Raw genomic sequence first — 24582 nt, forward strand, 5'->3', positions numbered from 1 at the left:
ACATTATGTATTATTGAAGCAACGGGAGAAGTGTATCAAACGTATACTTTAAACACAGGATTATCAGCAGCAGGAAACAGTTTTGATTGGTTTTTAGACGGTGCTTTAATTCCTGCAGCAAACGGACCAACTTTGGTAGCTAATCAAGTAGGATTGTATTCTGTAATAGTAACCAATACTACAACAACGTGTGAATCAGAGGAAGTGTTTGCAACGGTTGACTTTGTATATCCAGCGAATTCATTTACGACAGTAGTTACGGATGCCTTTACAGACAATGCAACCATTACAGTAACAGTTCCAGATGGCACAGGCACTTTATTGTATCAATTAGACCAAGGGGCATTACAAGCATCGAATATCTTTGAAGGCGTAAGTGCAGGACTTCATACCGTAACGGTAGTGGATACGGAAGGTTGTACTTATTTAACGCAAGATGTTTTAGTGATTGATTATCCAAAATACTTCACACCAAACGGCGATGGACACAACGATACGTGGAATATTATTGGATTACAAGACCAAGAAAATGCTGTTGTGTTTATATACGATCGCTATGGAAAACTAATCAGAAGTATTCGTCCAGCAGACCCAACAGGATGGGATGGCTTATACAATGATAACCAGCTTCCATCAACAGATTATTGGTTTACAGTAGACTACTTAGAAAATGGAGCTAGCAAACAATTTAAAGCACATTTCTCATTAGTAAGATAGTTTGGATAATTTACTAGTCCTAAAAAAAAGCGGTACTTATTTTAGTACCGCTTTTTTTGCTAAATAAAGCATTGTGTTTTTGAAAATAAAAAGACCTAAAAAAGCCCAATACTAGAATAGAATTAAGCTTTTATTTTTATAATTTTTAAAACTATTTATTATTGTAAGCTTTAATTGCTTCTTTTAAAATTTGAACCGATTTTACTAGATCCTCTTTTTTCAAAACATAAGCGATTCTAACTTCGTCTAAACCTACACCTGGAGTTGAATAAAAACCAGCTGCAGGAGCTACCATGACAGTTTCACCATTTAAGTCATACGATTCCAACAACCATTGTGCAAATTTATCTGCATTGTCAATTGGTAATTTTGCAATACAATAAAAAGCGCCTTTTGGTGTAGCAACGGTAAGTCCGTCAATTTTTTGCAACTCTGAAATTAAAGTATCTCTTCTTTCTCTGTATTCTGAAATTACATCATCAAAATAACTTTGTGGCGTATCTAAAGCGGCTTCACTCGCAATTTGTGCATAAGTTGGTGGACTCAAACGGGCTTGTGCAAATTTCATTGCAGTAGTCATTACCTCTTTATTTTTAGAAACGATACAACCAATACGTGCACCGCACATGCTATAGCGTTTCGATACTGAATCGATCATAATAGCGTGTTGCTCTAACCCAGGAACATTCATTACAGAGAAATGTTCTTCTCCATCATAGATAAACTCTCTGTATACTTCGTCAGCAATTAAAAATAAATCGTGTTTTTTAACGATTTCTGCTAACTTTAAAATTTCTTGTTTTGAATACAAATAACCCGTTGGATTTCCTGGATTACAAATTAAAATCGCTTTTGTTCTTGGCGTAATTAATTTTTCAAATGCTTCAATTGGAGGTAAAGCAAAACCAGTTTCAATTCCCGAAATTACAGGAACGACATTTACACCTGAAGCAACGGAAAAACCATTATAGTTCGCATAAAACGGTTCCGGAATGATAATTTCATCACCTGAGTCCATCGTGCTTCCCATCGCAAAAAGTAAAGCTTCAGAACCGCCAGTAGTTATTATAATATCTTGCGTATCTATCGGTAATCCATGGTTTTTATAATATTGGGAAAGTTTTGTTCTATAGCTTTCAAAACCAGCAGAATGGCTGTATTCTAAAACAGTAATATCTGCATTTTTAACAGCTTGCAAAGCTACCTCTGGAGTTTTGATATCAGGTTGACCAATATTCAAATGATAAACTTTATGTCCTTTTTTTCTAGCAATATCAGCATAAGGAACCAATTTTCTAATTGGCGATTCTGGCATTTGTTGGCCTTTAATGGAAACTTTTGGCATGATTTTTTAATTTAGATATATGCAAAATTGCGATTTTTTTTTGTCATAAATGTAAAACAACACATTAAAAAAAGTTAAAAACAAATAGGGAATAAAAAAAATAGTTACTTTTAACAATATTTAAAATTTATGACAAAGTATTTAATCTTTATATTTTTATTTCTGGTCCTTGGAAAAACTCATGCACAATTTGAGTGGAGCACCAAAAAAGAGACCATTATTATTCCTTTCGAATTGATTCATAATATGATTATTGTTGATGTAAAATTTAACGATACAAACCTAAAAATGATTCTAGATACGGGTGCTTCTAAAAATTTAATCTTTAGTATTCCGGAAAATGATTCCTTAATAATTAATGAAGCGGATAAAATTAAAGTTGCTGGTGTAGGTACAAATGATGCCATTGATGGATATATATCTAAAAATAACAAAGCAGAAATTAAAGAATACAAAACTCAAAATTTTGAAGCTATTTTCGTAACCGATCACGATATTAGCATTGTAACTAAATTAGGTATTCCTATAAATGGTATTCTTGGAAATACGTTTTTTAAAAATCATTTAGTTGAAATAGATTACGAACAAGATAAAATAATACTTTATAAAGAGAAAAATAAGAAGTTACTAAAAGTTACAAAAAAATTTAAATTTTTGAACATACAAATTTTTGCAAATAAACCATACATTTTTTTAGAAACTAAATTAGAAAATAAAGACTATCAATTAAAATTACTTTTTGATACTGGTCTTAGCGATGGATTATGGGTGTTTGAAAATGACAGTATCCAATGCAATAATAATTTTTTTATAGGTGTTTTAGGAACAGGCTTTTCAGGAGATATAGAAGGAAAAAAATCAAGAGTCTCAGAAGTTGTCTTGGAAAATTACATTTTAAAAGATGCGTTAATTGTATATCCTGAAAAAATATTTTTAGATCAGACAAAAATATTTAACGGTACAAATGGTTCCCTAGGAGGCGAAATTATTAAAAGATTTAATTGGGTTTTTGATTATGAAAACAAAGCATTTTATTTTAAGAAAAACAGTTTTTATAATTTACCTTTTGAATTTAATATGGCCGGAATTGAAATAGAACATGCTGGTTTAGAATGGATAAAATCTGAAAATATTCTGAGTAATTCGAAAAAAGACAAAACTTCTCAAAATTTTATTCTAGATAATTCAAATATAAAATTCAACTACAAATATGAATTAAAACCTATATTTGAAATTTATGCGGTTAGGGAAAATTCACCAGCAGCAAAAGCAGGAATAAAAGTAGGCGATAAGATCATTAAAATAAATAATAAAAAAGCATACAAACTAACGGTAGAATCGATTACTAATTTATTTCATTCTCAAGACAAAAAACGAATAAAAATAACAATTGAAAGAAATAGTAAAGAGTTAGATTTCGAATTTCAATTAGAAAAAATACTATAAAAAAAAGTCCCAAATATGTTGGGACTTTTAAATTATGAGTTGGGAAAACCTTTCTTTTTCAATAGTGGACTTACTTCTTCTTTCACCACCACATTTCCTTTTATTCGAAGAGCAACCATTCCATTTTTCTGATTTACTGCATTACTTTCAATTGTAATGGTTTTACTTATCGGACCTGGATTCATATTATATTGAACCTTAATTTTCCCTTTTTTACCAGGAGCAATTGGTTCTTTTGGCCATTCAGGCACCGTACATCCACAACTCGATTTTGCATTTATAATAGTCAAAGGAGCATCTCCCGTATTGGTAAATTCAAAAATTCGAATACCATCATCTTTTCCCTTTTCAACTTCTCCATAATTGATTGTCTCTTCCTTAAACTCAATTTTTGCACCAGTTTGAGCAAATGAGGCCATACCAACTAAAACGGTAAAATAAACAAGAAATTTTTTCATCATTTTATAAATTAATAGGTTTCTGTAAAATTAATAATTATTTGCAACTAATAACACGCTTTACATTTTTTTTATTTTCGTGATATCGTTACTTTTGCATAGAGTATTACAAAAAACATACCAAAGTGTAAATTAAGTTTTTTTAGAAGCGAAGGGTTAGGGACCTATCAATTAACCATATTCCCGCTGTCCGCTCTATCCGCCAGAAAAAGGCGGGATGCCGCTCCCATCGGGGCTAGCTAGCGAAGTTTAGGCTTTTTTGTGACTCCATTTCATAATAGATATAATACAAAGATAATATGATTCCAGCTCAATTTAACGCTAAAGAAGTAGAACAAAAGTGGTACGACTATTGGATGAAAAATGATTATTTCACTTCAAAACCCGACCATAGAACGCCTTACACCATAGTAATTCCGCCACCAAACGTAACCGGAGTCTTGCACATGGGACACATGTTAAACAATACCATTCAAGATGTATTGATTCGTCGTGCGCGTTTAAAAGGGTTCAATGCTTGTTGGGTGCCAGGAACAGACCACGCTTCCATTGCAACCGAAGCAAAAGTTGTAGCAAAATTAAAAGAAGAAGGAATCAACAAAAATGATTTAACACGCGAAGAATTCCTAAAACACGCTTGGGAATGGACCGATAAATACGGCGGAACCATCTTAGAACAATTAAAACAATTGGGTTGTTCTTGCGATTGGAGTCGCACAAAATTCACAATGGATCCAGATATGTCAGCATCTGTAATTCATTCTTTTGTAGATTTATACAACAAAGGATTAATTTATAGAGGTTTCCGTATGGTAAACTGGGATCCAGAAGCAAAAACAACATTGTCAGACGAAGAAGTAATTTTTGAAGAAAGACAAGGAAAGTTATATTTCATCAACTATCAAATTGAAGGTTCTTCAGAATTTTTAACCGTAGCAACAACACGTCCGGAAACCATTTTTGGTGATACTGCTATTTGCATCAATCCTAATGACGAACGTTTTGCACATTTAAAAGGAAAGAAAGCAATTGTACCCATTTGTGGCCGTGTAATTCCAATAATCGAAGACGAATATGTTGATGTTGAATTTGGAACGGGATGTTTAAAAGTTACGCCTGCTCACGATACTAACGACAAAGCTTTGGGAGACAAGCACAACTTAGAAATTATCGATATTTTTAATGAAGATGCTTCTCTGAATTCATTTGGATTGCATTATCAAGGAAAAGATCGTTTTGTAGTACGTGAAGAAATTGCAAAAGAATTAGAAACAATTGGTGCTTTAGCAAAAACCGAAACACATTTAAATAAAGTAGGAACTTCTGAACGTACAAAAGCGGTTATTGAACCAAGATTATCCGACCAGTGGTTCTTAAGTATGGAAGAATTAGTAAAACCAGCCATAAAAGCGGTTTTAGAATCAAATGAGATTAAATTATATCCAAGCCGTTTTAATAATACTTATGCGCATTGGTTAAACAACATTCGCGATTGGAACATTTCGCGACAATTGTGGTGGGGACAACAAATTCCTGCTTACTTCTATGGTGATGGTAAAGATGATTTCGTAGTAGCAAAAAATATCGATGAAGCGGTTGAGCTTGCACAAGTAAAAACTGCCAACTCAAAACTGACCGCTACTGACTTAAGACAAGACGCCGATGCTTTAGACACTTGGTTTTCTTCTTGGTTGTGGCCAATGGCTGTTTTCGGAGGGGTTTTAGATCCAGAAAATGAAGATTTTAAATATTATTATCCTACAAATGATTTAGTAACGGGTCCAGATATTTTATTCTTTTGGGTTGCTCGTATGATTATCGCTGGTTACGAATATACGGGTCAAAAACCATTTTCAAATGTATATTTAACCGGATTAGTGCGTGATAGTCAAGGACGAAAAATGTCTAAATCATTAGGGAATTCACCAGAACCTTTAGGGCTAATTGAAAAATTTGGTGCAGATGGTGTTCGTGTTGGATTACTTTTAAGTGCTTCAGCCGGAAACGATATTTTATTCGACGAAGAATTATGCAATCAAGGAAAAGGATTTTCTAACAAAATTTGGAATGCTTTTAAACTTATAAAAGGTTGGGAAGTAGCCGATATCGTACAACCAGAAGCTTCGAAAGTAGCAATCGAATGGTACGAAGCGAAGTTGCAAAAAGCATTACTAGAAATTGAAGATAATTTTGAAAAATATAGATTATCAGAAGCTTTAATGGCAATTTACAAATTGGTTTGGGACGATTTCTGTTCTTGGTTCTTAGAAATGATTAAACCGGGTTATCAACAACCAATTGACAAAGCTACTTTTGACAAGGCGATTGAGATGTTAGAAAATAACTTAAAATTGTTGCATCCTTTTATGCCATTCTTAACGGAAGAAATTTGGCATCATATCGCTGATAGAACTCCAGAACAAGCTTTAATAGTAGGGGAGTGGCCAAAATCTAAAGCATTTGATGAGAAATTAATTACCGATTTTGATTTCGCAACCGAAGTAATTTCTGGAATTAGAACGATTAGAAAAGATAAAAATATTCCGTTTAGAGATGTGATTGAATTGCGCATTGTGAATAATGAAAATGCATCTACTTACTTTGATTCGGTAGTTTTAAAATTAGGAAACATTGTTGATTTGGTTTACGTTGCTGAAAAAGTAGATGGCGCTTTATCGTATCGTGTAAAATCAAATGAATATTTTATTCCAATTACAGGAAATATTGATGTTGAAGCAGAAATCGCTAAATTAACGGAAGAACTGAATTATACAAAAGGATTCTTACGTTCAGTTCAAGGTAAATTATCAAATGAGAAATTTGTTGCAGGAGCTCCAGAACAAGTAATTGCTAACGAGCGCAAGAAAGAAGCAGATGCTTTGGCAAAAATTGCAACAATTGAGCAAAGTTTAGCTAGTCTAAAATAAGAATTTATTATAAACAAAAATCCGATTAGTTATGAAGCTAATCGGATTATTTGTTGTTTAGAACTATTAGTGTTCTTTAATTTTTTCTACTGTAGTTTCTAGAACGCGTTGTATTTTTTCTAAAGCCTCGAAAAATGCTTTTTCAGCAGTATCGTCGTGAGCAGTTACAGCAATAGGTTGTTTTTTCTCAATCCTTGCTTCAATGACACATTTTTTGTCGTTAGGGCTAGTTTTACTTCCGTTTTCGTCTGTAACGTGTACTTCAATACGGGTTACAATTTCATTATAACGAGCTAATTGCTCTTTGATTTCAGCTGAGAAATATTCTGAAAAACGACTTCCGCCTTCAATATTTTTGTCGGTGTGGATTTGAACTAACATAATTTCTTGGTTTTAAATTATTACTACCTAAATTTACTTCTTTTTTGTACACTAAGCAAGATTTTTAGTGTTAAATAAAGCTTAACTTTTTATTTTGAATTTTTTGTATTCTTCTATTATTTTTGTGGCAGTTAAATTTCCCGCATAAACGGCACCATCCATATAGCCTGGCGATTCTAAACTTGGTTCAGTGCTAGAAAAAAGTAGTTTTTTTCATAAAAAGTATTATTAAATATTGGATTCCCATTGTTTTGATGCGGATAAAGCAATTCATCAGACTTTTCAAATGTATGCTCTTCTTTGCTCCAAATACATTCTTCATAAGCTATATAATCAAGTACTTTCGGACCAAAAACTTCTTTCAACTGGTTTAAAACAATTGCTTTTCTTTCGGCAGCAGCCAAGCTTTTCAAAGAGCTGTTCATAAAACCGCACAGTGCAAATTTTGATCTTTCGTAATTGCAATGATCATAAAACTCGGTTATCGGACCTACATTACTAAACAATGTTGCTGGAATCTTTTCTTCTTGCCAAAAGGGTTTATCAAAACACAATGCAATCTTAATTGAATCCTCCATCCAAGTATGCGTTTGCTTCGCAATACTAATTAAATCTTCAGGTAAAGCAGGTTCAAATAGAATCTTTTTTGCCCATAACTTTGGTGGAATTGATAAAACTACTTTATCAGCTTCAAATATATCCTCAGCAATTACTTGAATTTTATCTTCGTTAAATCTAATCGATGTAACAGCTTGATTTAGTAAAACTTCATCTTGCTCTAATTTTTGACACAAAGTATTGATGAGATTCGAACTGCCACCATAAATTCTATAGCTTGGCGACTGTTTTGGTATTTGAATCTTTTCTATAGGAGAATTAGCGTCACGCTGATAAAATACCGAATCATCCATATATTGTTCGAAGGATGCAATTTCTAATTCTTGTAAAAGTTCAATTAGATTATTATGTTGCGCACTGAACCAAGTAGCTCCCATTTCCATAGGAGTTTTGCCAGTTCCTATAACTGTATTTACTCTCCCGCCAATTCTACTTCTTGCCTCTAAAATTTTAAAAGGAATTGCTGCTTGTTTTAAACGATAAGCGGTCAATAGACCTGATAAACCTGCACCAATTATTACTATCATTTAGCAAAATTAGTCAAATAGAAATTATTTTTTTTCTCTTTTAACTTGTTCTTGTAATATTGCTTGCAAATGAGGTTCTATTATTGCATTTAATTCCTCTTCAGCTATATTTAAAGCTTCTGGACTATCTTTTACGTTATTCCAAGGTTTTTTAACTTCGAAATCATAACTACCGAAAACAATTACTGGCGTTCCTTTTAATCTTACTGTAGTTGCATCAGCCAATTCCCATTGGTCTGCAAATTCGTAGAGAATTTTAGCGTCTTTTTCCAATAGTCGTAAGCAAGAATGCGAAGCAGGATATCCCGGTAATTCATATTCGTGAAAACCTACACCCAAATCATTTTCAATGTTGAAATTCCATTTTAATTCCCATTCGTCGTTAAAGGTACTAGTGGTTTTTTCTGCTTTCCAATTCGTAAAAAATAATCCCGTTGGTGTTTTGTGAATTTTTGAGCCCATACTTGTTGGACCTACTTGAACCAAAGTCCCATATTCATAAGCTGCGAATGCTTGTGAAGTATATGAAAATAGGACTGCTTTCTTCACATCGTCTAAACTGCTAATTTCTAATGGGAATGGCATATAGAAAGCAACATCACCAGTTACATCTGTGGGAACTAAAATCGAATCTAATTTTTTTAAATTCTTTTCATCCACACGATTAATCGCTAAAACAATATCCATCGCTTTTGAATTTGCACCTTCAGTTTTCAACCATTCTGCACTTTTTTGAAATGTATAAGCAACTTCTTTTGGTTGATTTCTTTCTATTGTTGGTTTTTTACTTACTTTGATTTTTTCTTCTTTTTTCTCTTCACAAGAAAGAAAGAGAATACTAGCGGCTAAGGCAATTGTTTTTACTGTATTATTCATGGTTTTTATTTTTTGTAAAATTGCACTTATTAAAAGAGGTGCGCCTTATATAATTTTTGAAAAAAGTTATAGGATATTGTAAAGTATAAAATCTTGAACAATCTCAAAATGAATAAATTTAAATAATGGAATTAATACAAATAAAAAATCGTAACTACTTTTTACTAAGTAATTACGATTATTTTCTGTGGAGTCGCCGAGAATCGAACAATATATATATTGATACATTGTTAATAATTTAAATGCTATATTTATCAGTGCTTTATGGATTTTGTTATATTTGTATATATCATTTTTTTATATATAAATATATAAAAAACGGCAACTAAAACGGCAACTGTATGAAATATACTTTCAAATTAAAAGAACCTAATTCTAATAAGGAAACGCTAATTCTTTTTACCTGCTCATTTAAAGAAGAGAACAAAAAATTTGTCTATTCAACTGGAGAGAAAATACATCCAATTAATTTTGATTTCCAAAATAAATTCCCATTTGCAGCAGGGAAAAATAAAGCAAAGGGGTTTGAAAGTATTAAGATGCAACTAAATAGATATTCAGATTTATATTTAGAAACTTCAAGTCTTTATAAAAGAATCAATGAGCCTTTTAATTCAATGTTACTAAAGAAGGCATTTGATGAAGCTTTTAAGAAGACTAAGAATGTTAAAAATATTTTCTTTGATGCTTATGATGTTTTTACAGCCGAAAAGATAAAAGGGAAAGAATGGTCAGATTCTACCATCAAAAGATATCAGAATATTAGAAATATACTTGAAAAGTTTGAAGTAGCAAAAAAGTATAAATTGACTTTTAGTAAAATCGATCATGCATTTCATCGTGAATTTACAGCTTATTGCATGGATGATTTAAAGCATATTAATAATACTTATGCTAGAAATTTAGGGTTATTTAAAACATTTATGTTTTGGGCTAAAAAAAACAAATATACTTTTAATGATACATTCACCGAATTTAAAAAAGTGGAGCGTGTGATTACTAACCAGGTTGCATTAACAATTGAAGATATTGAAAAGCTTTTGACTCATGAATTTGAAAGTAAGAAACTTGAGAGAGTTAGAGATGTTTTTGTATTTGCTTGTGTTACCGGAATGCGCTTTGGTGAATTGTCATTAATTACTAAAAGTAATGTTACTGATACAGAAATACTTTTGAAAGAGGAAAAAGACACTAATAAAGTAGCTAGAAATATACCCTTAACTACTATTTCTAAGTTTCTACTTTCAAAATATGATTATAAATTACCATTAATAGCAAATCAAAAGCAAAATAAATATATCAAAGATGTTTTTGAAGAACTTGAATACACTCATAAAATTCAGAAAGTTACTACTAAAGGTAAAGAAAATATCAAAGAAGACTTGTTTTTCTATGATAGAATTTCTACTCATACTGCACGTAGAACCTTTATTACTATGATGAAGCGTCAAGGTAAATCAGACAAGTTAATTGCTTCTATAACAGGACATAACGACCTTAAAGCCCTAAACCAATATTATCAAGTTGATAGTGAGCAAAAAAAGGAGGCAATGGATGAAGTATTTAATATTGAACTTAAATTAAAAGTAGTATGAAATTAAAAGATTTTAAATTTGAAGATATAGCGTATTATATAGATAACATAAAACCTTTTTTAAAATATAAATTAAAACAATTAAATGAACCCGTTATAGAAGTACAAAATTCCAAGCGGTTGGTCTTTATATCAATAAATAGTGTTTTTTTTATTTTTTTTATTTTTTTGGTTATTTCCATGAACTATTCTTTGAATTGTTCTTTAACTATAAATCTGATTATTTTAACAATTGTTTTATCTATAGCAATTTATTTTAACTCAAAAATTCTGTATATTTTTAATAATAGAGAGAAACTAATTAAAAATTTTGAAATTGAAGAAAATTATAATGAGAAGTTTATATTTAGTTCAGCTTTAGTAAATAAAATTAAATATATAAAGTCAGAATTAAATTTAAATGGAAAAACAGATCTAGCTATTTTGTTTTTGTACGTTCAGTATTTTGTATTGAGAAAAAAAATTAGTAATTCAGAAATTATTAGACAAATTAATATTTCATTTGAATTTGAACATTTTTCAGAGGCTCATTATAGTAAAGTAGCAAATGATTTATTTGAATGGAAAGATAAAAATGCTAAAAAAAAGGATGTAAAAGAGACTTCAAAATATTCAAGTCATTTAGAAAAATTTAAAGACATTGAAGATGATTTTAAAGATTTTATATATTAAAAATATTGATTAATATAAAATTTACTTTATATAAACTTATGTAAAGCTACTTAAACTATAACCAGTCATAACATTGCGGTAAACTTTTTAAAACGTAATGTTATGACTCACGCAAATCCATTTGAAGCAATTTATTCAGAGTTAAATGAATTGAAAGGTATGGTAAAACAGATTCTTACCGCACCTAAAGAAGATTATTCTTTAAAAATATATACTGTTCAAGAAGCTGCTAAAATACTTGGATGTAATCATCAAACCGTAACTAATAACATTAAAAGAGGCAATATTGAAGCCTTTTATGTAGGTAATAGAATTAGAATTAAACATGATCAAATTTTTGATTCTAATAACATAGTAAAGTCAATTAAATATAAAAGATGAATACAGAATTATTATTCTGTACTCATCTTTTTTTGTTTGCGATAGTTGAGAAAAATTGTATCAAGCTAAAAATTAGACTTTGAAGAATACTATTTACATAAAAAAACCTAATCACATTTCAACTGCGCGATTCACATTGTCAACTATTGAATATAATATTATTTATTTCATAATTGACGAACTTACAAAATCGCAAAGTCATGATGTCAATATGCAATATTCGGAGCAAGAAATAACAATTGAGCTAAAAAAAATTGAGAAGAACAATAATTATCAAAGGATTAAGGATTCAGTAAAATCATTAGCTTCAAAACAAATTGAGTATCATATAAACATTCCAGGAGTAAATGGAAAATCGCAACAGATTCAAGAAAATATTACTTCGCTTATAAGTGGTATAAAATATATTAGAAATTCTCAATACATTTCATTTATTGTTCCTTCACAAGCTTGCCGGTTTTTTTGCTATTTAGGTGGCGGTTTTACGCCAATTCAGAAGACAATTGCTATAGGATTAAGTTCAATCTATTCTAAAGCTTTATATGAACTCTGTTGTCGTTGGGAAGACAAAGGTGGCTATAATTGTTCAATAGAAGATTTAAAAGTTTATTTATCAATAGAAAATAAATACAAACAAATAGCGCATTTTAGACAGAGAGTACTTGATGATTCAATAAGTGAATTGAAAGAAAAAGCGGATTTATTTTTCACTTATTCATTGATAAAATCAAATAAAAAATACGAAAGAATTTCAATTAAAATTCATGGGAATTATAGAAATAAAAGTGGTTTTTCTGGAGTTAAGGAAAAACACTACATATTCGTTTATAGCTTCTTAAACCTCTATTTTCCTAATTATAAAGACACCAAAGCATTAGATTATACCGAAATTCTAGTACAACAGAACAACTTAGAGAAGGCATTTTATAGATTTCAAAGATTAGATGATGAACTTACATCTGGAAATAAAACTAAAAAGGACATATTTAGTTTATTAGTTAATGTGATTTTACCAGAGTTAGAAATACCAAAATCACACACAATTAAAAATAAGTGATATATGTAGTTCTATTTAGTCATTTTGTGTGATTTGTTTAGTCATTTTGTGTGAATTGAAAATAAAAACTTAGTCATTTTGTGTGATTTATATCTCTTAACCCCAGTAAAATAAATGCTTGACATAACTGTACAATAGGTTAACCTATAATTATTTAACAAGTTAGACGAAAAAAAAATTTTTTCCTGATGAAAGAAAAAAAAATAGCTTTCGAAAATGCTCGAAATTTTTCGATAATGGATACTCTAAAGAGGTCCGGACATATTCCCAAAAAACAATCTGAAAAAGAAGCCTGGTTTATTTCTCCGTTTCGAAATGAATCTCATGCTTCATTCAAGGTTTCTTTGGTTAAAAATTGTTGGTATGATTTCGGTATCGGTGAAGGTGGAAACGTAATCGATTTAATTATGAAACTAAATTCTTTAACAGCTTATGAAGCCATTAAAAATCTTGAAAATGGTTCTTTTTCTTTTCATTCGCCACCTGAAGTAGTTGAAACTGATAATAAAGTTAAAATAGTTAAAGTTTCTGAAATTCAGCACTGTGCCTTAAAACAATACTTGAAAAGTAGAAATGTTTACTCGTTTGTAAATGAGCCCAATTTGAAAGAGATCCATTATGTGCTTAAAGGGAAAAACTATTTTGCAATTGGATTTCAAAATAGAAGTTTTGGTTATGAATTACGCTCCAAATACACCAAAATTTGTATAGGTAAAAAAGACATTACCTTAATCGAAAATCATTCTGACTCTATTTGTGTGTTTGAAGGCTTTATGGATTACCTATCGTATAAAAACCTCAATAGTGTTTTGTACAATCAAAACTGCGATTTTTTAATTCTAAATTCCATTGCTTTAATTAATAAATGTGATGCTATTTTGGATAAATATAATTTGATCGAACTTTATTTAGATAATGATGCAGCTGGCAAAAATTGCACAAACCAAATCCTTTCAAAACACCCAAATACGATTGACAAAAGTAACTTGTATTCAGAATTTAAAGACTTAAATGATTGGTCATTGAAAAGAAAATAAAATTGTTTTCAAAAGAAAATAGCAAGGTATGTTATTGTCGTACAATAACCCTTGAAATTATCATCGTAAACTCGATAATTTTTAAGAAATAAATAAAATTTATTGTAAATGAGTCATAAATATAACAGAGGAGGGAGGCCAAAAATGAATCCTACTAAAAACAGAAATAGAAAAATTACAGTAAGATTTACCGAAGAAGAATTTCAATACTTGAGTAAATTTGGTGATAATTTATCTGATGTAATTAGGGACGTTTTCATAAAAACATTTAGGCAGAAAAATATAGTGATAAACACAAAAAAGGACATGAGATTTATTGAAGCTATCAATAGAATAGGAGTTAATGTAAATCAGATTACTAAGAAATATAATACTACTGGAGGGCTTTCTAATTTAGACATTGATAAATTAGAATATTTTTTAGAATACCTAGTTTCAATTATAGACGATGATTTAAAAAGTTGATTTTATTCAACAAAAAAAGACTTGGTTAACTCAAGTCTTTTTTCTGTCTGGTCTCACTTTTTGGTCGGTTTCACCGAAGTTACTCTCTCCGCCAAGACTATACCCAGCTCCAGTGAGACAAATTTAATGAAATTTAATTTTCTAAAAAATATTTTCCCATATTATTTGAAAGCAATTGAGTAGAAATTTTCATGTACTCAGATTTATTAATCATTCCGGGTTTATTGAAATCAAATAAAATCAATCTATCTAACATGACTCTAAAATAAGCTAGAACTGAATCTGTGATTAAACCATTATTTTTATATTCCATTAAGTCTTCACAAATTTTAATTTTTATACCCCCTTCTGTTTGTTTTTTATCTTTATTGGTAAGCATATAAATTACATATAGGAATTGATTATAAGTTTCATTGGTACTTAAAATATCAATTAAATTAATTCGCTCCATTACATTTAATTGCAACAAAAATTCAATTGAAATCTTACGAAAAAAAGTATCTTTTTCAGTGCCATCATCCATATCTAAGAGATTGATAAAATCATCTGAAGTACATGAATCAATTAAAAGTTCAGGAGTTGTTTTAGCTCCAAATAAAACCATGTTTAAAAATACAGTTCTAACATCAAGTAGAGTTGAGTTTTCCATAAGCATAAAAAAAATGCGTGAGACATTAGCCAACCGAAATAGAGGTACTAGGAGACCCAACAAACAGAAGACTACGCCCACGCAAGTATTATGCACAGGCGTAAGCCTATTAATTTATTGGTTTGTTTAGAAGATTCCTAGTTTTCTATTCCCAAGATTAATAGCTTACGCGATTAAATATATTTTCTTGGGTAAAGATATTAAATATTTGAATAATAAGAAAGGTGATGATCGATAAATAGTGTATTTTGTCGATTATTTTTTACAGTATAGTGATTATGTAAAAATAAATGTATATATTTGCAGTATAAAAATTATGTATAATGTTATTGTTGAAAAATTTAATACAATCTGACGCTCTTTTTTCTGGATATTCATTCAGAGAAAAAATAGAACATAATCCAAATGGAGATGTCGGTATTCTTCAAATGAAAGATATCAAAGACAACTATTTGAGTTTTGATTATCAGAATATTGATAAAGTTAGTGATTTTATTTTTAAGGATAAATTTTACTTACAAAAAAACGATATCCTTTTTGTCTCGAAAGGTGTAAATAACTTCGCAATAGCTATTGAGGATATTCATTTTAAAGTAGTACCATCAGCTACATTCTTTGTTATTAGAGTGGATGAAAAAAAAGTTATTCCAGAATATATAGTATGGTACATTAATCAAAAAGAAGCTCAAAACTATTTAAACGAAAAAAAAGCAGGTACTTATGTCCCTAATTTAAACAAACAAGATATTATGGAGCTTCCTATTAAGGTGCCTTCTTTAAAAACACAAAAAGCAATTGCAAAAACAGCGGTTTTATTAAATAGAGAGATTGAAATCTTGGAAAAAATTAAAACCAATCGAAAAGAACTAATACAAAATCAATTACTAAAATTAATAAAAAATGACTAATACAAATCCAACACAAGAGCAAATTAACAAAGCACTTTGGGGAGCATGTGATACTTTTAGAGGTGCTTTTGATTCATCTGAATACAAAAATTATATTTTGGTTTTTATGTTTCTAAAGTACATGAGTGATGTTTGGAAAGATCATTATGAAGAATATAAAGAACAATATGGAAATGATGAAGAGCTGATTCAAAGAAAACTTCAAAGAGAGCGTTTTGTCTTGCCTGAAAATTGCTCATTTAATTATTTATATGAGAACAGAAATGATACAAATATTGGAGAAATTATCGATAAAGTATTAGCAAAAATAGAGGATAAAAACCTAGCAAAATTAGAAGGTGTTTTTAGAAATATATCTTTTAACTCCGATAAATTAGGACAAACAAAAGATAGAAATAGAAGATTAAAAAATCTTTTAGATGATTTTGCAAGCCCTGTACTCGATTTCAGACCATCAAAATTAGGAAAAGTAGAAGATGTTTTAGGAAATTCATACATGTACCTAATTGGTGAGTTTGCAAGTGGTGCTGGAAAAAAAGGTGGTGAATTTTATTCTCCAGATGAAGTGAGTGAATTATTAGCTCGATTAGTAAATCCAAAACCTGGAGATAGAATATGCGATCCCACTTGCGGATCTGGTTCTCTATTAATTAAAGTTGGTGAACAAGTAAAAGAAAAAGATGGTTCTAGATCTAAAGACTTTGCGTTATACGGACAAGAAAGTAACGGAGACACATGGGCTTTAAGTAAACTTAATATGTTCTTACATGGTATGGATGGAGCTCGCATTGAATGGTGCGATACAATAAACAACCCTCAATTAATTGAAGGAGACCATTTAATGAAGTTTAATATCGTTGTGGCAAATCCACCTTTTAGCTTAGATAAATGGGGTGCAGAAAATGCCGAGACAGACCGTTTTAAAAGATTTTTGAGAGGTATACCTCCAAAAAGTAAAGGAGATTATGCGTTTATATTGCACATGATAGATACAACTTTACCTGATGGTAGAATTGGTGTTATTGTACCACATGGTGTATTATTTAGAGGTGCAGCTGAAGGTAAAATTCGTCAAAAATTAATTGAAGAAAATTTATTAGAAGCAGTCATTGGTTTGCCAAGTAATCTTTTCTTTGGAACAGGGATTCCAGCAGCAATTATGATTTTCAATAAGGCAAAAAAATCAAAAGAAGTTTTGTTTATCGATGCTAGCAAAGAATATCAAGATGGCAAAAAACAAAATAGACTCAGAGAGACAGATATTCAAAAAATTGTTTCAACCTATCAAAACTTTGAAACTATTGAAAAATATAGCAATGTAGTTACATTAAAAGAAATTAAAGAGAATGATTTCAACTTAAATATTCCAAGATATGTTGATACTTTCGAAGAAGAGGAGCCTGTCGATTTAGCTAAAGTAAAAGAAGAAATTAATTCACTAGAAATTGAGTTATCTGGAGTAAGAAAAGAAATGCAACATTACCTAGAAGAACTAGGTTTATAAAAATACTAATTATGAAGTACAAAGAAATAAAAATCAAAATTGACACTATTAAAGAAAAAATAGTGCAACATGGTAAGCTGACCAAAGAACAAATAAACAAAATTAACCAGAAGTTCCGTTTAGAGTGGAATTATAATTCCAATAGTATGGAAGGTAACACCTTGACTATTGAAGAAACTCGTAGTGTAATGGTAGGTAATTTAGATGTACATCAAAAACCTATCAAAGATGTTTTAGAAATGAAAGGTCACGATGAAGTAATTACTGATATTTTAAAAATTGGAAAAGGTGAACTTCGTCTTTCTGAGAGGAGAATTAAAGAAATTCATTCTGCTATTATGCATGAAGAAAATCCTGAATCGAAAAGCAAAATTGGTCAATGGAAACAACAAGCTAATGAAATCATCAATTCTAAAGGTGAAAAATATTTATTCGTTGCTCCAGAATTAGTTCCAGAAAGAATGCATGATTTACTAAACCGAACTAATGCAGCTATTGATGCGATTCAATCAAACAGTAAAAATGCACCGCATCCTATAGATGTAGCATTACAATTTCATTTAGAATATCTAGAAATTCACCCATTCTATGATGGCAATGGTAGAACTGCTCGAATCCTAACAAATCTTATTTTGATTGCTCTGGGTTACACTCCTTTTTGGATTACAAAATCTGAACGTTCGATTTACTACAACTACATTAGTGATATTCAGGGTTATGGAGGAGATAAAGAAGCTTTTTACTATTATGTGGCTGGTTTAATTGAACGTTCAGAACAAATAGTATTAGATGTTCTTGAAGGTAAAGAAATTGAAGAAGAAGACGATATCGAGAAAGAAATTGAACTACTAAAACGCCAATTAAAATCAAAGGACGATAAAGTATTAGCTAAATCTAATGAAATTATAAAAGAACTTTACGAAAACTCATTTCGAAAACTATTTACAGATTTAATTGACAAAACAAAAAGAATCGATGAAATGTTTGTAGAGAAAAAATTTCAGAGTTCTGCTGAAGGGAATCGCTCATGGAATAGAGGAATAGAGTATTTTGATGAATTTTTTGAAAATCTTTATGAAGATAAATCTAATTCAGTTGAAAATATTTATGGGGAAGAACCACAACCAAAAAAAATTGACGATTTGAGATTAGGAATATCCTACAGCGGATTCAAACATGATGGTACAAATACATTCGGTCAATACACAAACGTTTGGGTACTGTTTCAACAATATTATTATATAATCAATGATACTAATAGTTACAATGATAATGGTGGTTATTTATTGAAAAAATTATATTCTGAAATAATAACAGAAGAAGAAATAAAATCTGTAGTAAATAAACTTACTAAAAAGCTTTTAGAAGATATTAAAAATAACATTAAAAACTAGTTTTATATGTCAACGCCATACAACACAACTACAAAAATAAATGACTTGCTCGAAAATATCGGGCAAGTACTTGATATTACTCAAGCACAACACGAATTAGTAGAACAAAGATATACAGCTGTCGCTAATCAACTTTCACAAGATGGTTCAAAATTAAGCGTTTACAAACCTGAAATTTTACCACAAGGTTCTTTCCTTTTAGGAACCATGATAAGACCTATTATGGAAGAAGATGAACTTGATGTTGATTTAGTTTGTCGCTTAACTGGTAAAGAAAATAATTGGGCTCAAATTGACCTTAAGCATGAAGTTAAAGACCAATTAGTTGACAACAATGAAGATTACAAAAGAATGCTAGATGAAGAAGGAAATCGGTGTTGGACACTTATTTACTCTGGTGATAAATTCCATTTAGATATACTACCTGCTTTGGTAGGAAATAATAATCATATAAATCTTAGCGAACGTTCATACAGCAACTTAGATAAAACGGATTTAGAAAATATTTCACTTCGAATAACAGACCGAAGAGAAGATAATTACAAAACAGAAACTAATCCCGCTTTATGGCTCAAAAGTAATCCTTTTGGTTATGCCGCTTGGTTTAAAGAAAGAAGTAACGTTGATACTCTTAGAACTGTTTTGCTGAATGAAAGTGTGACACCACTACCAGGATATAAAAAAGTAAAAGACCCCCTAGTAAGAGTTGTACAAATCCTAAAAAGACACAGAGACATTATGTTTGGAGGTGATGATCAAAAACCTATATCAATCATTATAACCACTTTGTCTGCAAAGGCTTACAATAAAGAAACAAATGTTATTGATGCTTTGATAAATATTTTAAACACAATGCATCTATACATGAAAGAAGTGTATAGTACAAAACACGATAAAAATATTTGGTGGATAAGCAATCCTGTTAATGAAGAAGAAAATTTTGCAGATAAATGGCCAACTGAACCTCAAAGAGAAGAAAATTTCTTTTCATGGTTAGAAAAAGCAAGAAGTGACTTTGAAGCATTGCAAAGCATGGATCCGAGTACAGCATATCGTATTTTAAAAAACATTTTAGGTACTAGAGCCGTTAACGAGGCAGTAAGGAATTTAGGGTATGACGAATTAATAAATGAAAATCTAAAACCAATTAATTATTCTGCTCAAATGTTATCAGCTTCTCACAGAGCGAGACCTTTGTGGAATTTAAATCTTATTTATTATTGCAATATTTCTGGGGTTTATAAAGATGTAACGGATGGAAATAAAAGAAAAAACATCACGACCTCTACGATATTACCAAAAGGTTGTTTTTTGACATTTAGAGCTATGGACACTAATGTACCTAAACCTTATGAGGTATATTGGCAAGTAGTAAATAATGGGGAAGAAGCAATGAATAAAGACTGTCTTAGAGGCGGAATTTTTAAAGCAAAAACAGCAGGTAGTGGTGGTTTAATTTACACTGATGCTACAGCTTTCACTGGGCTTCATTGGGTAGAATGTTTCATAGTTAAAAACGGAGTCTGTGTCGCACGTAGCTCAGAATTTTTTGTAAATATTAGATAAATGAGTCAAAACAAAAATATACTACCACAAGGTTGGACAGCAAAACCAATAAATCAAGTTTTTGAGTTTATTGGTACAAGTTCTTTTTCTAGAAATGACATCAACTATGAAATTGATGACAATAGCATTTACTACATCCATTATGGTGACATTCATGCTACTTATAAAAATGCAGTATTAGATTTTAACACAGAAACTCGCATTCCTGTGTTAAAAGAACACATAAAACCAAGTACAAACTTTTTGAAAGAAGGCGATTTAATTATTGCCGATGCATCAGAAGATTATGAAGGAGTGGGTGAAGCATTAGAGGTTTATAATATTAAGGATAAAAAGGTTTTAGCAGGTTTACACACCTTTGCTCTTCGTGACAAAAACAACGAAACAGCTCACGGCTATAGAGCTTATTTATTTAAAAATCCTGAAGTAAAAAAACGATTAAAAACAATCGCAACAGGTAGCAAAGTATATGGTATTTCTAAAGGAAACTTAGAAAAATTTAAAATTACTTTACCTCCTCTACCCGAGCAACAAAAAATAGCAAATATTCTAGCCACTTGGGACAAAGCTGTTAAAAAAACTGAATTAATAATACATTTTTTGAATAAACGAAATTCAGGATTAATGAAAATGTTATTTCATTCAAATAATAAAACCTGGAAAAAAACAGAATTAAAGAATATTGGAAAAATTGTTACAGGTACAACACCTCCAACAAATGTAAGAGATAACTATGGAAATGATTTTTTATTTGTTTCTCCAGTTGATATGGGAACCGAAAAATATATTACAAAATCTAATAACAAATTATCACTAAAAGGACATTCAATATCGAGAAGATTACCCGCAAATTCAATACTTTATACTTGTATAGGTTCAACAATTGGAAAAATAGCAATTGCAACGGAAGAGTTAAGTACTAATCAACAAATTAATTCAATTATTTGTAATGACGATTACGAATATGAATTCGTTTATTATCTATTAATTTTTAATAAAAATAGAATACTTGAATATGCTACAAATCAAGCAGTACCAATGATAAATAAATCTGTTTTCGAAGAAATTGTTGTAGCTGTTCCTTCATGGTCAGAACAAATAAGAATATCGAAAATATTAATGAAAGCTGATAATGAATTAAAATATTATACTTTGTTATTATCTGAATTACAAAAACAAAAACAAGGATTAATGCAGCAGTTGTTAACAGGTAAAATAAGAGTTAAAAATTAAAGCTATGGCAGAAAAATTTAAAATATTATCAATAGATGGTGGCGGTATTAGAGGTGTATTTCCTGCAATGGTATTAGCTAATTACGAAGCTGAGTTAAAAGCAAAAGGAGTTGAGAAATGGCAAATATATCAAAACTTTGATTTAATCTGTGGTACTTCTACAGGAGGTATTATGGCTATCGCATTAGGTTTAGGTATTCCAGCCAAAGAAATCTATGAACTCTACTTAAATAATGCTAAAACCATTTTTGGAAGTAAAAGATTGCCTATTAGACAATTTTTTGTTTCAGGTCATAAAAGGAAATCTTTAGAAGATTTGGTAAAAAAGAAATTCGCTGAAGCTAAAAACGGTGAAGAACCTCGATTGTTAGATTGTAAAACTGGGGTTGCAATTCCTATTTATGATATGATGGAAGGTAGACCATCTGTTTTAAAAAGTAAATACCATGATGCTTTTGTAAGAGACTATCATATTCCTGCTTATCAAGCTGCATTAGCAACATCAGCTGCACCAACCTATTTTGATCCTTATTCTAGTTCATATACAGATTTAAATGGCATAGAGAAACCTTTTGGAAATAAAGTTGATGGCGGAGTATTTGCTAATAACCCAACATTAAACGGATTAATTGAAGCACAAAAGGCATTTAATATTGATTTGAAAGATATAGCAATTTTGTCATTAGGAACTGGGCACCAAAAATTCTGTGATGCAGGTTTGAAGAAGAGAAAAGGTTATTTAACGGCAATCCTTCAATTTTTCCAATTGCAGAAAAGTACCAAAATTAGAAAAAAGTTTGGTATTAAATATTGGATGATTGCTGATGGTAAGAAGAGATTAATTGACATTTTTATGCAAGGTCAATCACAGCAAGTTCAGAACCTAATAAGCTTAATGAAGAATGGAATTGATAAGAGAGAACCAGACAATTTCACATATATAAGAGTTGATACTCAATTGGATGAAAGCTGCAATATTGAAATGGATGAATCAGATAAAGAACGATTAAAAAAACTAGCAGAAAAAGCAACCATAGAATTTCAAAACAATGCTACCAATATTATTACGCATTTTGGGAGTGGCAGCAGGTGGGCTGATACTCAATAAAATCCTAACCGAAGACGAAGAAAATTATAACGACATGGCAAATACACACAACTACTTTTTAAAGTTTGAACAAAATATCTCTTTGACTCCATCAAAGAAAGCTAAACTTATTGCTTCTCGTAAAGCATTACAAGATAGAATAGTAAAATATTTTAGTTTGTTTGCTGATTTTCCTACGCCAAAATTCTACATTCAAGGTTCATACAAAATGAAAACTATGGTGTTAGATAAAGAAGGTACCTATGATGTTGATTTAGGGGTTTATTTTTTAAAAAATTATCCATTACAGTATGTACCTAGCACGATTCAAAATCACGTTGCAAATGCTGTTAGAATGCAGACAATTGATGGTGTAGAACATAGAGATAAATGTGTCAGAGTAAGATATAGAGGTGATTTTGATATAGATTTACCAGTCTATTACAAAACACCTTATGATAATCCATATTTAGCAACTAAATCACTTTGGCAAAAAAGTGACCCGAAAGAGCTTTGCGATTGGTTTGAAAATCAACGCAAAATAAAAGACACCAATGGTCAAATACTTAGATTAATTAAATACTTTAAAGTTTGGGCAAATAATCGAGCTCGTAAAATGCCTAGTGGTATTGCTTTCACAGTTTGGGTAACTGAAAATTATAAATCAAACTCAAGAGATGATATAGCTTTTTATGAGACAGCTAGATCGATTAAGAGTAAATTATCATGGGGAGTTTCTTGTAGAAATCCTGCTACTCCATTTGATGATCTAACTTCAAAATTAGATAGTATTCAAAAAAGAAATTTCATCGAAGCATTAGACAATTTAATTGCCGAAGCGGAAATCGCTTTAAAACAAGAAAGCCATCAAAAAGCGTTAGCCATTTGGAACAAACATATAGGAAATAAATTTCCGGTAATATAAAAATAAAAAAGATGCCAAACTTAAATCAGATATACGAACTAAAAAGCAAATATTTTAATCTTTCTGCTGAAGACAAAAGAGTAAAAGATTATTTAGAAAAAAGCGAAGCAAGAGATACGCTTATAAAAGCATTTGAGTCAACTAGAATAAATGAAGGTTCTAGTGAAACAAGAATGTTTTCATTTATCAATGAAAGTTTAAAAGTAAAACCAGAAATAATAAAATATTTTGATAACAGTCAAGAAGAAGATGTGGCTTTATTATTTATTGACATAACGTCGTTTTCAAAAACGATTCAAGGTTTTTCAAATGCTCAAATTAAAACGTATTTAGACGATTACTATGATCGAATTATACCCATTATTTATGAGTATGGAGGAGAAATAGAAAAACTAATGGGAGATGGGATTATTGTAGTTTTTGGCAAACCTTTTCTTGATTTAGAAAACCCAGAATATGTATACAAAGCCGAAGAATGTGCTGAAGCAGTAATAAAAGAATTTCATGGTTCAAATAAGAATGTAAAAGTAGCTATACACAAAGGGTTGATAAATTATTATAAAGTACCTGGAGAACACTATGGTGAATACACAATCATTGGTCAGCCAATAACTGATTTATATAGATTAGAAAGTGTATCAAAACCTAATGCGATAAATTTTTATAGTAGTTCAAGTTATGATAAACTTGGATGGCTATTTAGTATTTTTGATAATACAAAAGTAACCTGTAGAGGATTTGAAATCGACACATTACAAGGAGTTGATTATACAAAAATAAAATACATGAAATTTCCAGGAATAATTTGATATTAT

23 protein-coding genes are annotated in these 24582 nt (G+C 30.4%); 17 read left to right on the top strand and 6 right to left on the bottom strand.

The genetic code is table 11. The annotated features are described in order from the left end of the window. Nucleotides 1-717: T9SS type B sorting domain-containing protein (locus tag T1L09_RS02195; protein WP_322549302.1), on the top strand; the 717-nt coding region annotated here is incomplete at its 5' end. A 151-nt stretch (nt 718-868) separates the two neighbouring features. Here T1L09_RS02195 and T1L09_RS02200 read toward each other — a convergent pair. Next, nucleotides 869-2062: a pyridoxal phosphate-dependent aminotransferase gene (locus T1L09_RS02200; protein ID WP_322549303.1), complete on the bottom strand. Its 1194-nt coding sequence runs from the start codon at nt 2060-2062 to the stop codon at nt 869-871. 129 nt (nt 2063-2191) lie between these two features. Here T1L09_RS02200 and T1L09_RS02205 point away from each other — a divergent pair, with 129 nt between their 5' ends. Further along, the gene (locus tag T1L09_RS02205) at nt 2192-3508 is read left to right on the top strand and encodes a PDZ domain-containing protein (protein ID WP_322549304.1); all 1317 of its coding nucleotides are present in this window, start codon (nt 2192-2194) and stop codon (nt 3506-3508) included. 32 nt (nt 3509-3540) lie between these two features. On the opposite strand, the gene T1L09_RS02210 is transcribed toward T1L09_RS02205, so the two are convergent. Further along, a complete protein-coding gene (locus T1L09_RS02210; RefSeq protein ID WP_322549419.1) occupies nt 3541-3966 on the bottom strand; it encodes a DUF1573 domain-containing protein in 426 nt (141 codons plus the stop codon). Between the two features lie 299 nt (nt 3967-4265). Between T1L09_RS02210 and T1L09_RS02215 the strand changes: the two genes are divergently transcribed. After that, a complete protein-coding gene (locus T1L09_RS02215; RefSeq protein WP_322549305.1) occupies nt 4266-6893 on the top strand; it encodes a valine--tRNA ligase in 2628 nt (875 codons plus the stop codon). Nucleotides 6894-6959: 66 nt separating this feature from the next. On the opposite strand, the gene T1L09_RS02220 is transcribed toward T1L09_RS02215, so the two are convergent. The 3 genes from T1L09_RS02220 to T1L09_RS02230 all read right to left on the bottom strand — a co-directional run bounded on the left by T1L09_RS02220 (nt 6960) and on the right by T1L09_RS02230 (nt 9295). Next, nucleotides 6960-7274 carry an HPF/RaiA family ribosome-associated protein gene (locus tag T1L09_RS02220; RefSeq protein ID WP_322549306.1) on the bottom strand — a complete coding sequence of 105 codons (315 nt, stop codon included), beginning with the start codon at nt 7272-7274 and terminating at the stop codon, nt 6960-6962. A gap of 176 nt (nt 7275-7450) precedes the next feature. After that, complete coding sequence (locus tag T1L09_RS02225) at nt 7451-8419, bottom strand: flavin monoamine oxidase family protein (RefSeq protein WP_322549307.1); 969 nt, start codon at nt 8417-8419, stop codon at nt 7451-7453. A gap of 24 nt (nt 8420-8443) precedes the next feature. Next, on the bottom strand, nt 8444-9295 hold the full coding sequence (locus T1L09_RS02230; RefSeq protein WP_322549308.1) for a L,D-transpeptidase: 852 nt from the start codon (nt 9293-9295) through the stop codon (nt 8444-8446). A 341-nt stretch (nt 9296-9636) separates the two neighbouring features. On the opposite strand from T1L09_RS02230, the gene T1L09_RS02235 reads away from it, so the two are divergent. The 6 genes from T1L09_RS02235 (at nt 9637) to mobC (ending at nt 14501) form a co-directional block, all read left to right on the top strand. Beyond that, nucleotides 9637-10890 carry a tyrosine-type recombinase/integrase gene (locus T1L09_RS02235; protein ID WP_322549309.1) on the top strand — a complete coding sequence of 418 codons (1254 nt, stop codon included), beginning with the start codon at nt 9637-9639 and terminating at the stop codon, nt 10888-10890. Next, the gene (locus tag T1L09_RS02240) at nt 10887-11561 is read left to right on the top strand and encodes a hypothetical protein (RefSeq protein WP_322549310.1); all 675 of its coding nucleotides are present in this window, start codon (nt 10887-10889) and stop codon (nt 11559-11561) included. The genes T1L09_RS02235 and T1L09_RS02240 overlap by 4 nt, the downstream gene beginning before the upstream one ends. 102 nt (nt 11562-11663) lie before the next feature. Further along, on the top strand, nt 11664-11942 hold the full coding sequence (locus T1L09_RS02245) for a helix-turn-helix domain-containing protein (RefSeq protein WP_322549311.1): 279 nt from the start codon (nt 11664-11666) through the stop codon (nt 11940-11942). A gap of 79 nt (nt 11943-12021) precedes the next feature. Then, entirely contained in the window at nt 12022-12999 is a 978-nt protein-coding gene (locus tag T1L09_RS02250; RefSeq protein ID WP_322549312.1) for a replication initiation protein, read from the top strand. A 188-nt stretch (nt 13000-13187) separates the two neighbouring features. Then, the gene (locus T1L09_RS02255) at nt 13188-14036 is read left to right on the top strand and encodes a toprim domain-containing protein (protein ID WP_322549313.1); all 849 of its coding nucleotides are present in this window, start codon (nt 13188-13190) and stop codon (nt 14034-14036) included. A gap of 108 nt (nt 14037-14144) precedes the next feature. Further along, a complete protein-coding gene (gene mobC / locus T1L09_RS02260) occupies nt 14145-14501 on the top strand; it encodes a plasmid mobilization relaxosome protein MobC (protein ID WP_322549314.1) in 357 nt (118 codons plus the stop codon). A 133-nt stretch (nt 14502-14634) separates the two neighbouring features. On the opposite strand, the gene T1L09_RS02265 is transcribed toward mobC, so the two are convergent. Beyond that, a complete protein-coding gene (locus T1L09_RS02265) occupies nt 14635-15150 on the bottom strand; it encodes a hypothetical protein (RefSeq protein ID WP_322549315.1) in 516 nt (171 codons plus the stop codon). Nucleotides 15151-15473: 323 nt separating this feature from the next. Between T1L09_RS02265 and T1L09_RS02270 the strand changes: the two genes are divergently transcribed. Genes T1L09_RS02270 through T1L09_RS02305 form a run of 8 tightly spaced genes read left to right on the top strand, consistent with a single transcriptional unit; the run spans nt 15474 to nt 24576 of the window. Further along, nucleotides 15474-16058: a restriction endonuclease subunit S gene (locus tag T1L09_RS02270; protein WP_322549316.1), complete on the top strand. Its 585-nt coding sequence runs from the start codon at nt 15474-15476 to the stop codon at nt 16056-16058. Continuing rightward, a complete protein-coding gene (locus tag T1L09_RS02275; RefSeq protein WP_322549317.1) occupies nt 16051-17562 on the top strand; it encodes a type I restriction-modification system subunit M in 1512 nt (503 codons plus the stop codon). Before T1L09_RS02270 ends, T1L09_RS02275 begins: the two co-directional genes overlap by 8 nt. Before the next feature lie 11 nt (nt 17563-17573). Continuing rightward, nucleotides 17574-18956 carry a Fic family protein gene (locus T1L09_RS02280; protein ID WP_322549318.1) on the top strand — a complete coding sequence of 461 codons (1383 nt, stop codon included), beginning with the start codon at nt 17574-17576 and terminating at the stop codon, nt 18954-18956. A gap of 6 nt (nt 18957-18962) precedes the next feature. Beyond that, on the top strand, nt 18963-20522 hold the full coding sequence (locus T1L09_RS02285; protein WP_322549319.1) for a nucleotidyltransferase: 1560 nt from the start codon (nt 18963-18965) through the stop codon (nt 20520-20522). After that, nucleotides 20523-21755, top strand: coding sequence for a restriction endonuclease subunit S (locus T1L09_RS02290; protein WP_322549320.1), 1233 nt, complete (start codon nt 20523-20525; stop codon nt 21753-21755). It abuts the gene before it with no gap. A gap of 4 nt (nt 21756-21759) precedes the next feature. Further along, nucleotides 21760-22863: a CBASS cGAMP-activated phospholipase gene (locus T1L09_RS02295; protein WP_322549321.1), complete on the top strand. Its 1104-nt coding sequence runs from the start codon at nt 21760-21762 to the stop codon at nt 22861-22863. Next, nucleotides 22805-23767 carry a cyclic GMP-AMP synthase DncV-like nucleotidyltransferase gene (locus tag T1L09_RS02300; protein ID WP_322549322.1) on the top strand — a complete coding sequence of 321 codons (963 nt, stop codon included), beginning with the start codon at nt 22805-22807 and terminating at the stop codon, nt 23765-23767. Before T1L09_RS02295 ends, T1L09_RS02300 begins: the two co-directional genes overlap by 59 nt. Before the next feature lie 11 nt (nt 23768-23778). Then, complete coding sequence (locus T1L09_RS02305; protein WP_322549323.1) at nt 23779-24576, top strand: adenylate/guanylate cyclase domain-containing protein; 798 nt, start codon at nt 23779-23781, stop codon at nt 24574-24576. Nucleotides 24577-24582 lie beyond the last annotated feature (6 nt).

The sequence above is a fragment of the Flavobacterium psychraquaticum genome (genome assembly GCF_034497725.1).
Lineage (GTDB): Bacteria > Bacteroidota > Bacteroidia > Flavobacteriales > Flavobacteriaceae > Flavobacterium > Flavobacterium psychraquaticum.

What these genes read in the sequence shown, in the direction of transcription:
- T1L09_RS02280 (WP_322549318.1), top strand. Translation starts at nt 17,574, where the DNA reads ATGAAGTACAAAGAAATAAAAATCAAAATTGACACTATTAAAGAAAAA.
- mobC (WP_322549314.1), top strand. Translation starts at nt 14,145, where the DNA reads ATGAGTCATAAATATAACAGAGGAGGGAGGCCAAAAATGAATCCTACT.
- T1L09_RS02290 (WP_322549320.1), top strand. Translation starts at nt 20,523, where the DNA reads ATGAGTCAAAACAAAAATATACTACCACAAGGTTGGACAGCAAAACCA.
- T1L09_RS02305 (WP_322549323.1), top strand. Translation starts at nt 23,779, where the DNA reads ATGCCAAACTTAAATCAGATATACGAACTAAAAAGCAAATATTTTAAT.
- T1L09_RS02275 (WP_322549317.1), top strand. Translation starts at nt 16,051, where the DNA reads ATGACTAATACAAATCCAACACAAGAGCAAATTAACAAAGCACTTTGG.
- T1L09_RS02220 (WP_322549306.1), bottom strand. Translation starts at nt 7,274, where the DNA reads ATGTTAGTTCAAATCCACACCGACAAAAATATTGAAGGCGGAAGTCGT.
- T1L09_RS02270 (WP_322549316.1), top strand. Translation starts at nt 15,474, where the DNA reads ATGTTATTGTTGAAAAATTTAATACAATCTGACGCTCTTTTTTCTGGA.
- T1L09_RS02295 (WP_322549321.1), top strand. Translation starts at nt 21,760, where the DNA reads ATGGCAGAAAAATTTAAAATATTATCAATAGATGGTGGCGGTATTAGA.
- T1L09_RS02300 (WP_322549322.1), top strand. Translation starts at nt 22,805, where the DNA reads ATGCTACCAATATTATTACGCATTTTGGGAGTGGCAGCAGGTGGGCTG.
- T1L09_RS02210 (WP_322549419.1), bottom strand. Translation starts at nt 3,966, where the DNA reads ATGAAAAAATTTCTTGTTTATTTTACCGTTTTAGTTGGTATGGCCTCA.
- T1L09_RS02285 (WP_322549319.1), top strand. Translation starts at nt 18,963, where the DNA reads ATGTCAACGCCATACAACACAACTACAAAAATAAATGACTTGCTCGAA.
- T1L09_RS02205 (WP_322549304.1), top strand. Translation starts at nt 2,192, where the DNA reads ATGACAAAGTATTTAATCTTTATATTTTTATTTCTGGTCCTTGGAAAA.
- T1L09_RS02245 (WP_322549311.1), top strand. Translation starts at nt 11,664, where the DNA reads ATGACTCACGCAAATCCATTTGAAGCAATTTATTCAGAGTTAAATGAA.
- T1L09_RS02200 (WP_322549303.1), bottom strand. Translation starts at nt 2,062, where the DNA reads ATGCCAAAAGTTTCCATTAAAGGCCAACAAATGCCAGAATCGCCAATT.
- T1L09_RS02235 (WP_322549309.1), top strand. Translation starts at nt 9,637, where the DNA reads ATGAAATATACTTTCAAATTAAAAGAACCTAATTCTAATAAGGAAACG.
- T1L09_RS02225 (WP_322549307.1), bottom strand. Translation starts at nt 8,419, where the DNA reads ATGATAGTAATAATTGGTGCAGGTTTATCAGGTCTATTGACCGCTTAT.
- T1L09_RS02255 (WP_322549313.1), top strand. Translation starts at nt 13,188, where the DNA reads ATGAAAGAAAAAAAAATAGCTTTCGAAAATGCTCGAAATTTTTCGATA.
- T1L09_RS02215 (WP_322549305.1), top strand. Translation starts at nt 4,266, where the DNA reads ATGATTCCAGCTCAATTTAACGCTAAAGAAGTAGAACAAAAGTGGTAC.
- T1L09_RS02240 (WP_322549310.1), top strand. Translation starts at nt 10,887, where the DNA reads ATGAAATTAAAAGATTTTAAATTTGAAGATATAGCGTATTATATAGAT.
- T1L09_RS02230 (WP_322549308.1), bottom strand. Translation starts at nt 9,295, where the DNA reads ATGAATAATACAGTAAAAACAATTGCCTTAGCCGCTAGTATTCTCTTT.
- T1L09_RS02265 (WP_322549315.1), bottom strand. Translation starts at nt 15,150, where the DNA reads ATGGAAAACTCAACTCTACTTGATGTTAGAACTGTATTTTTAAACATG.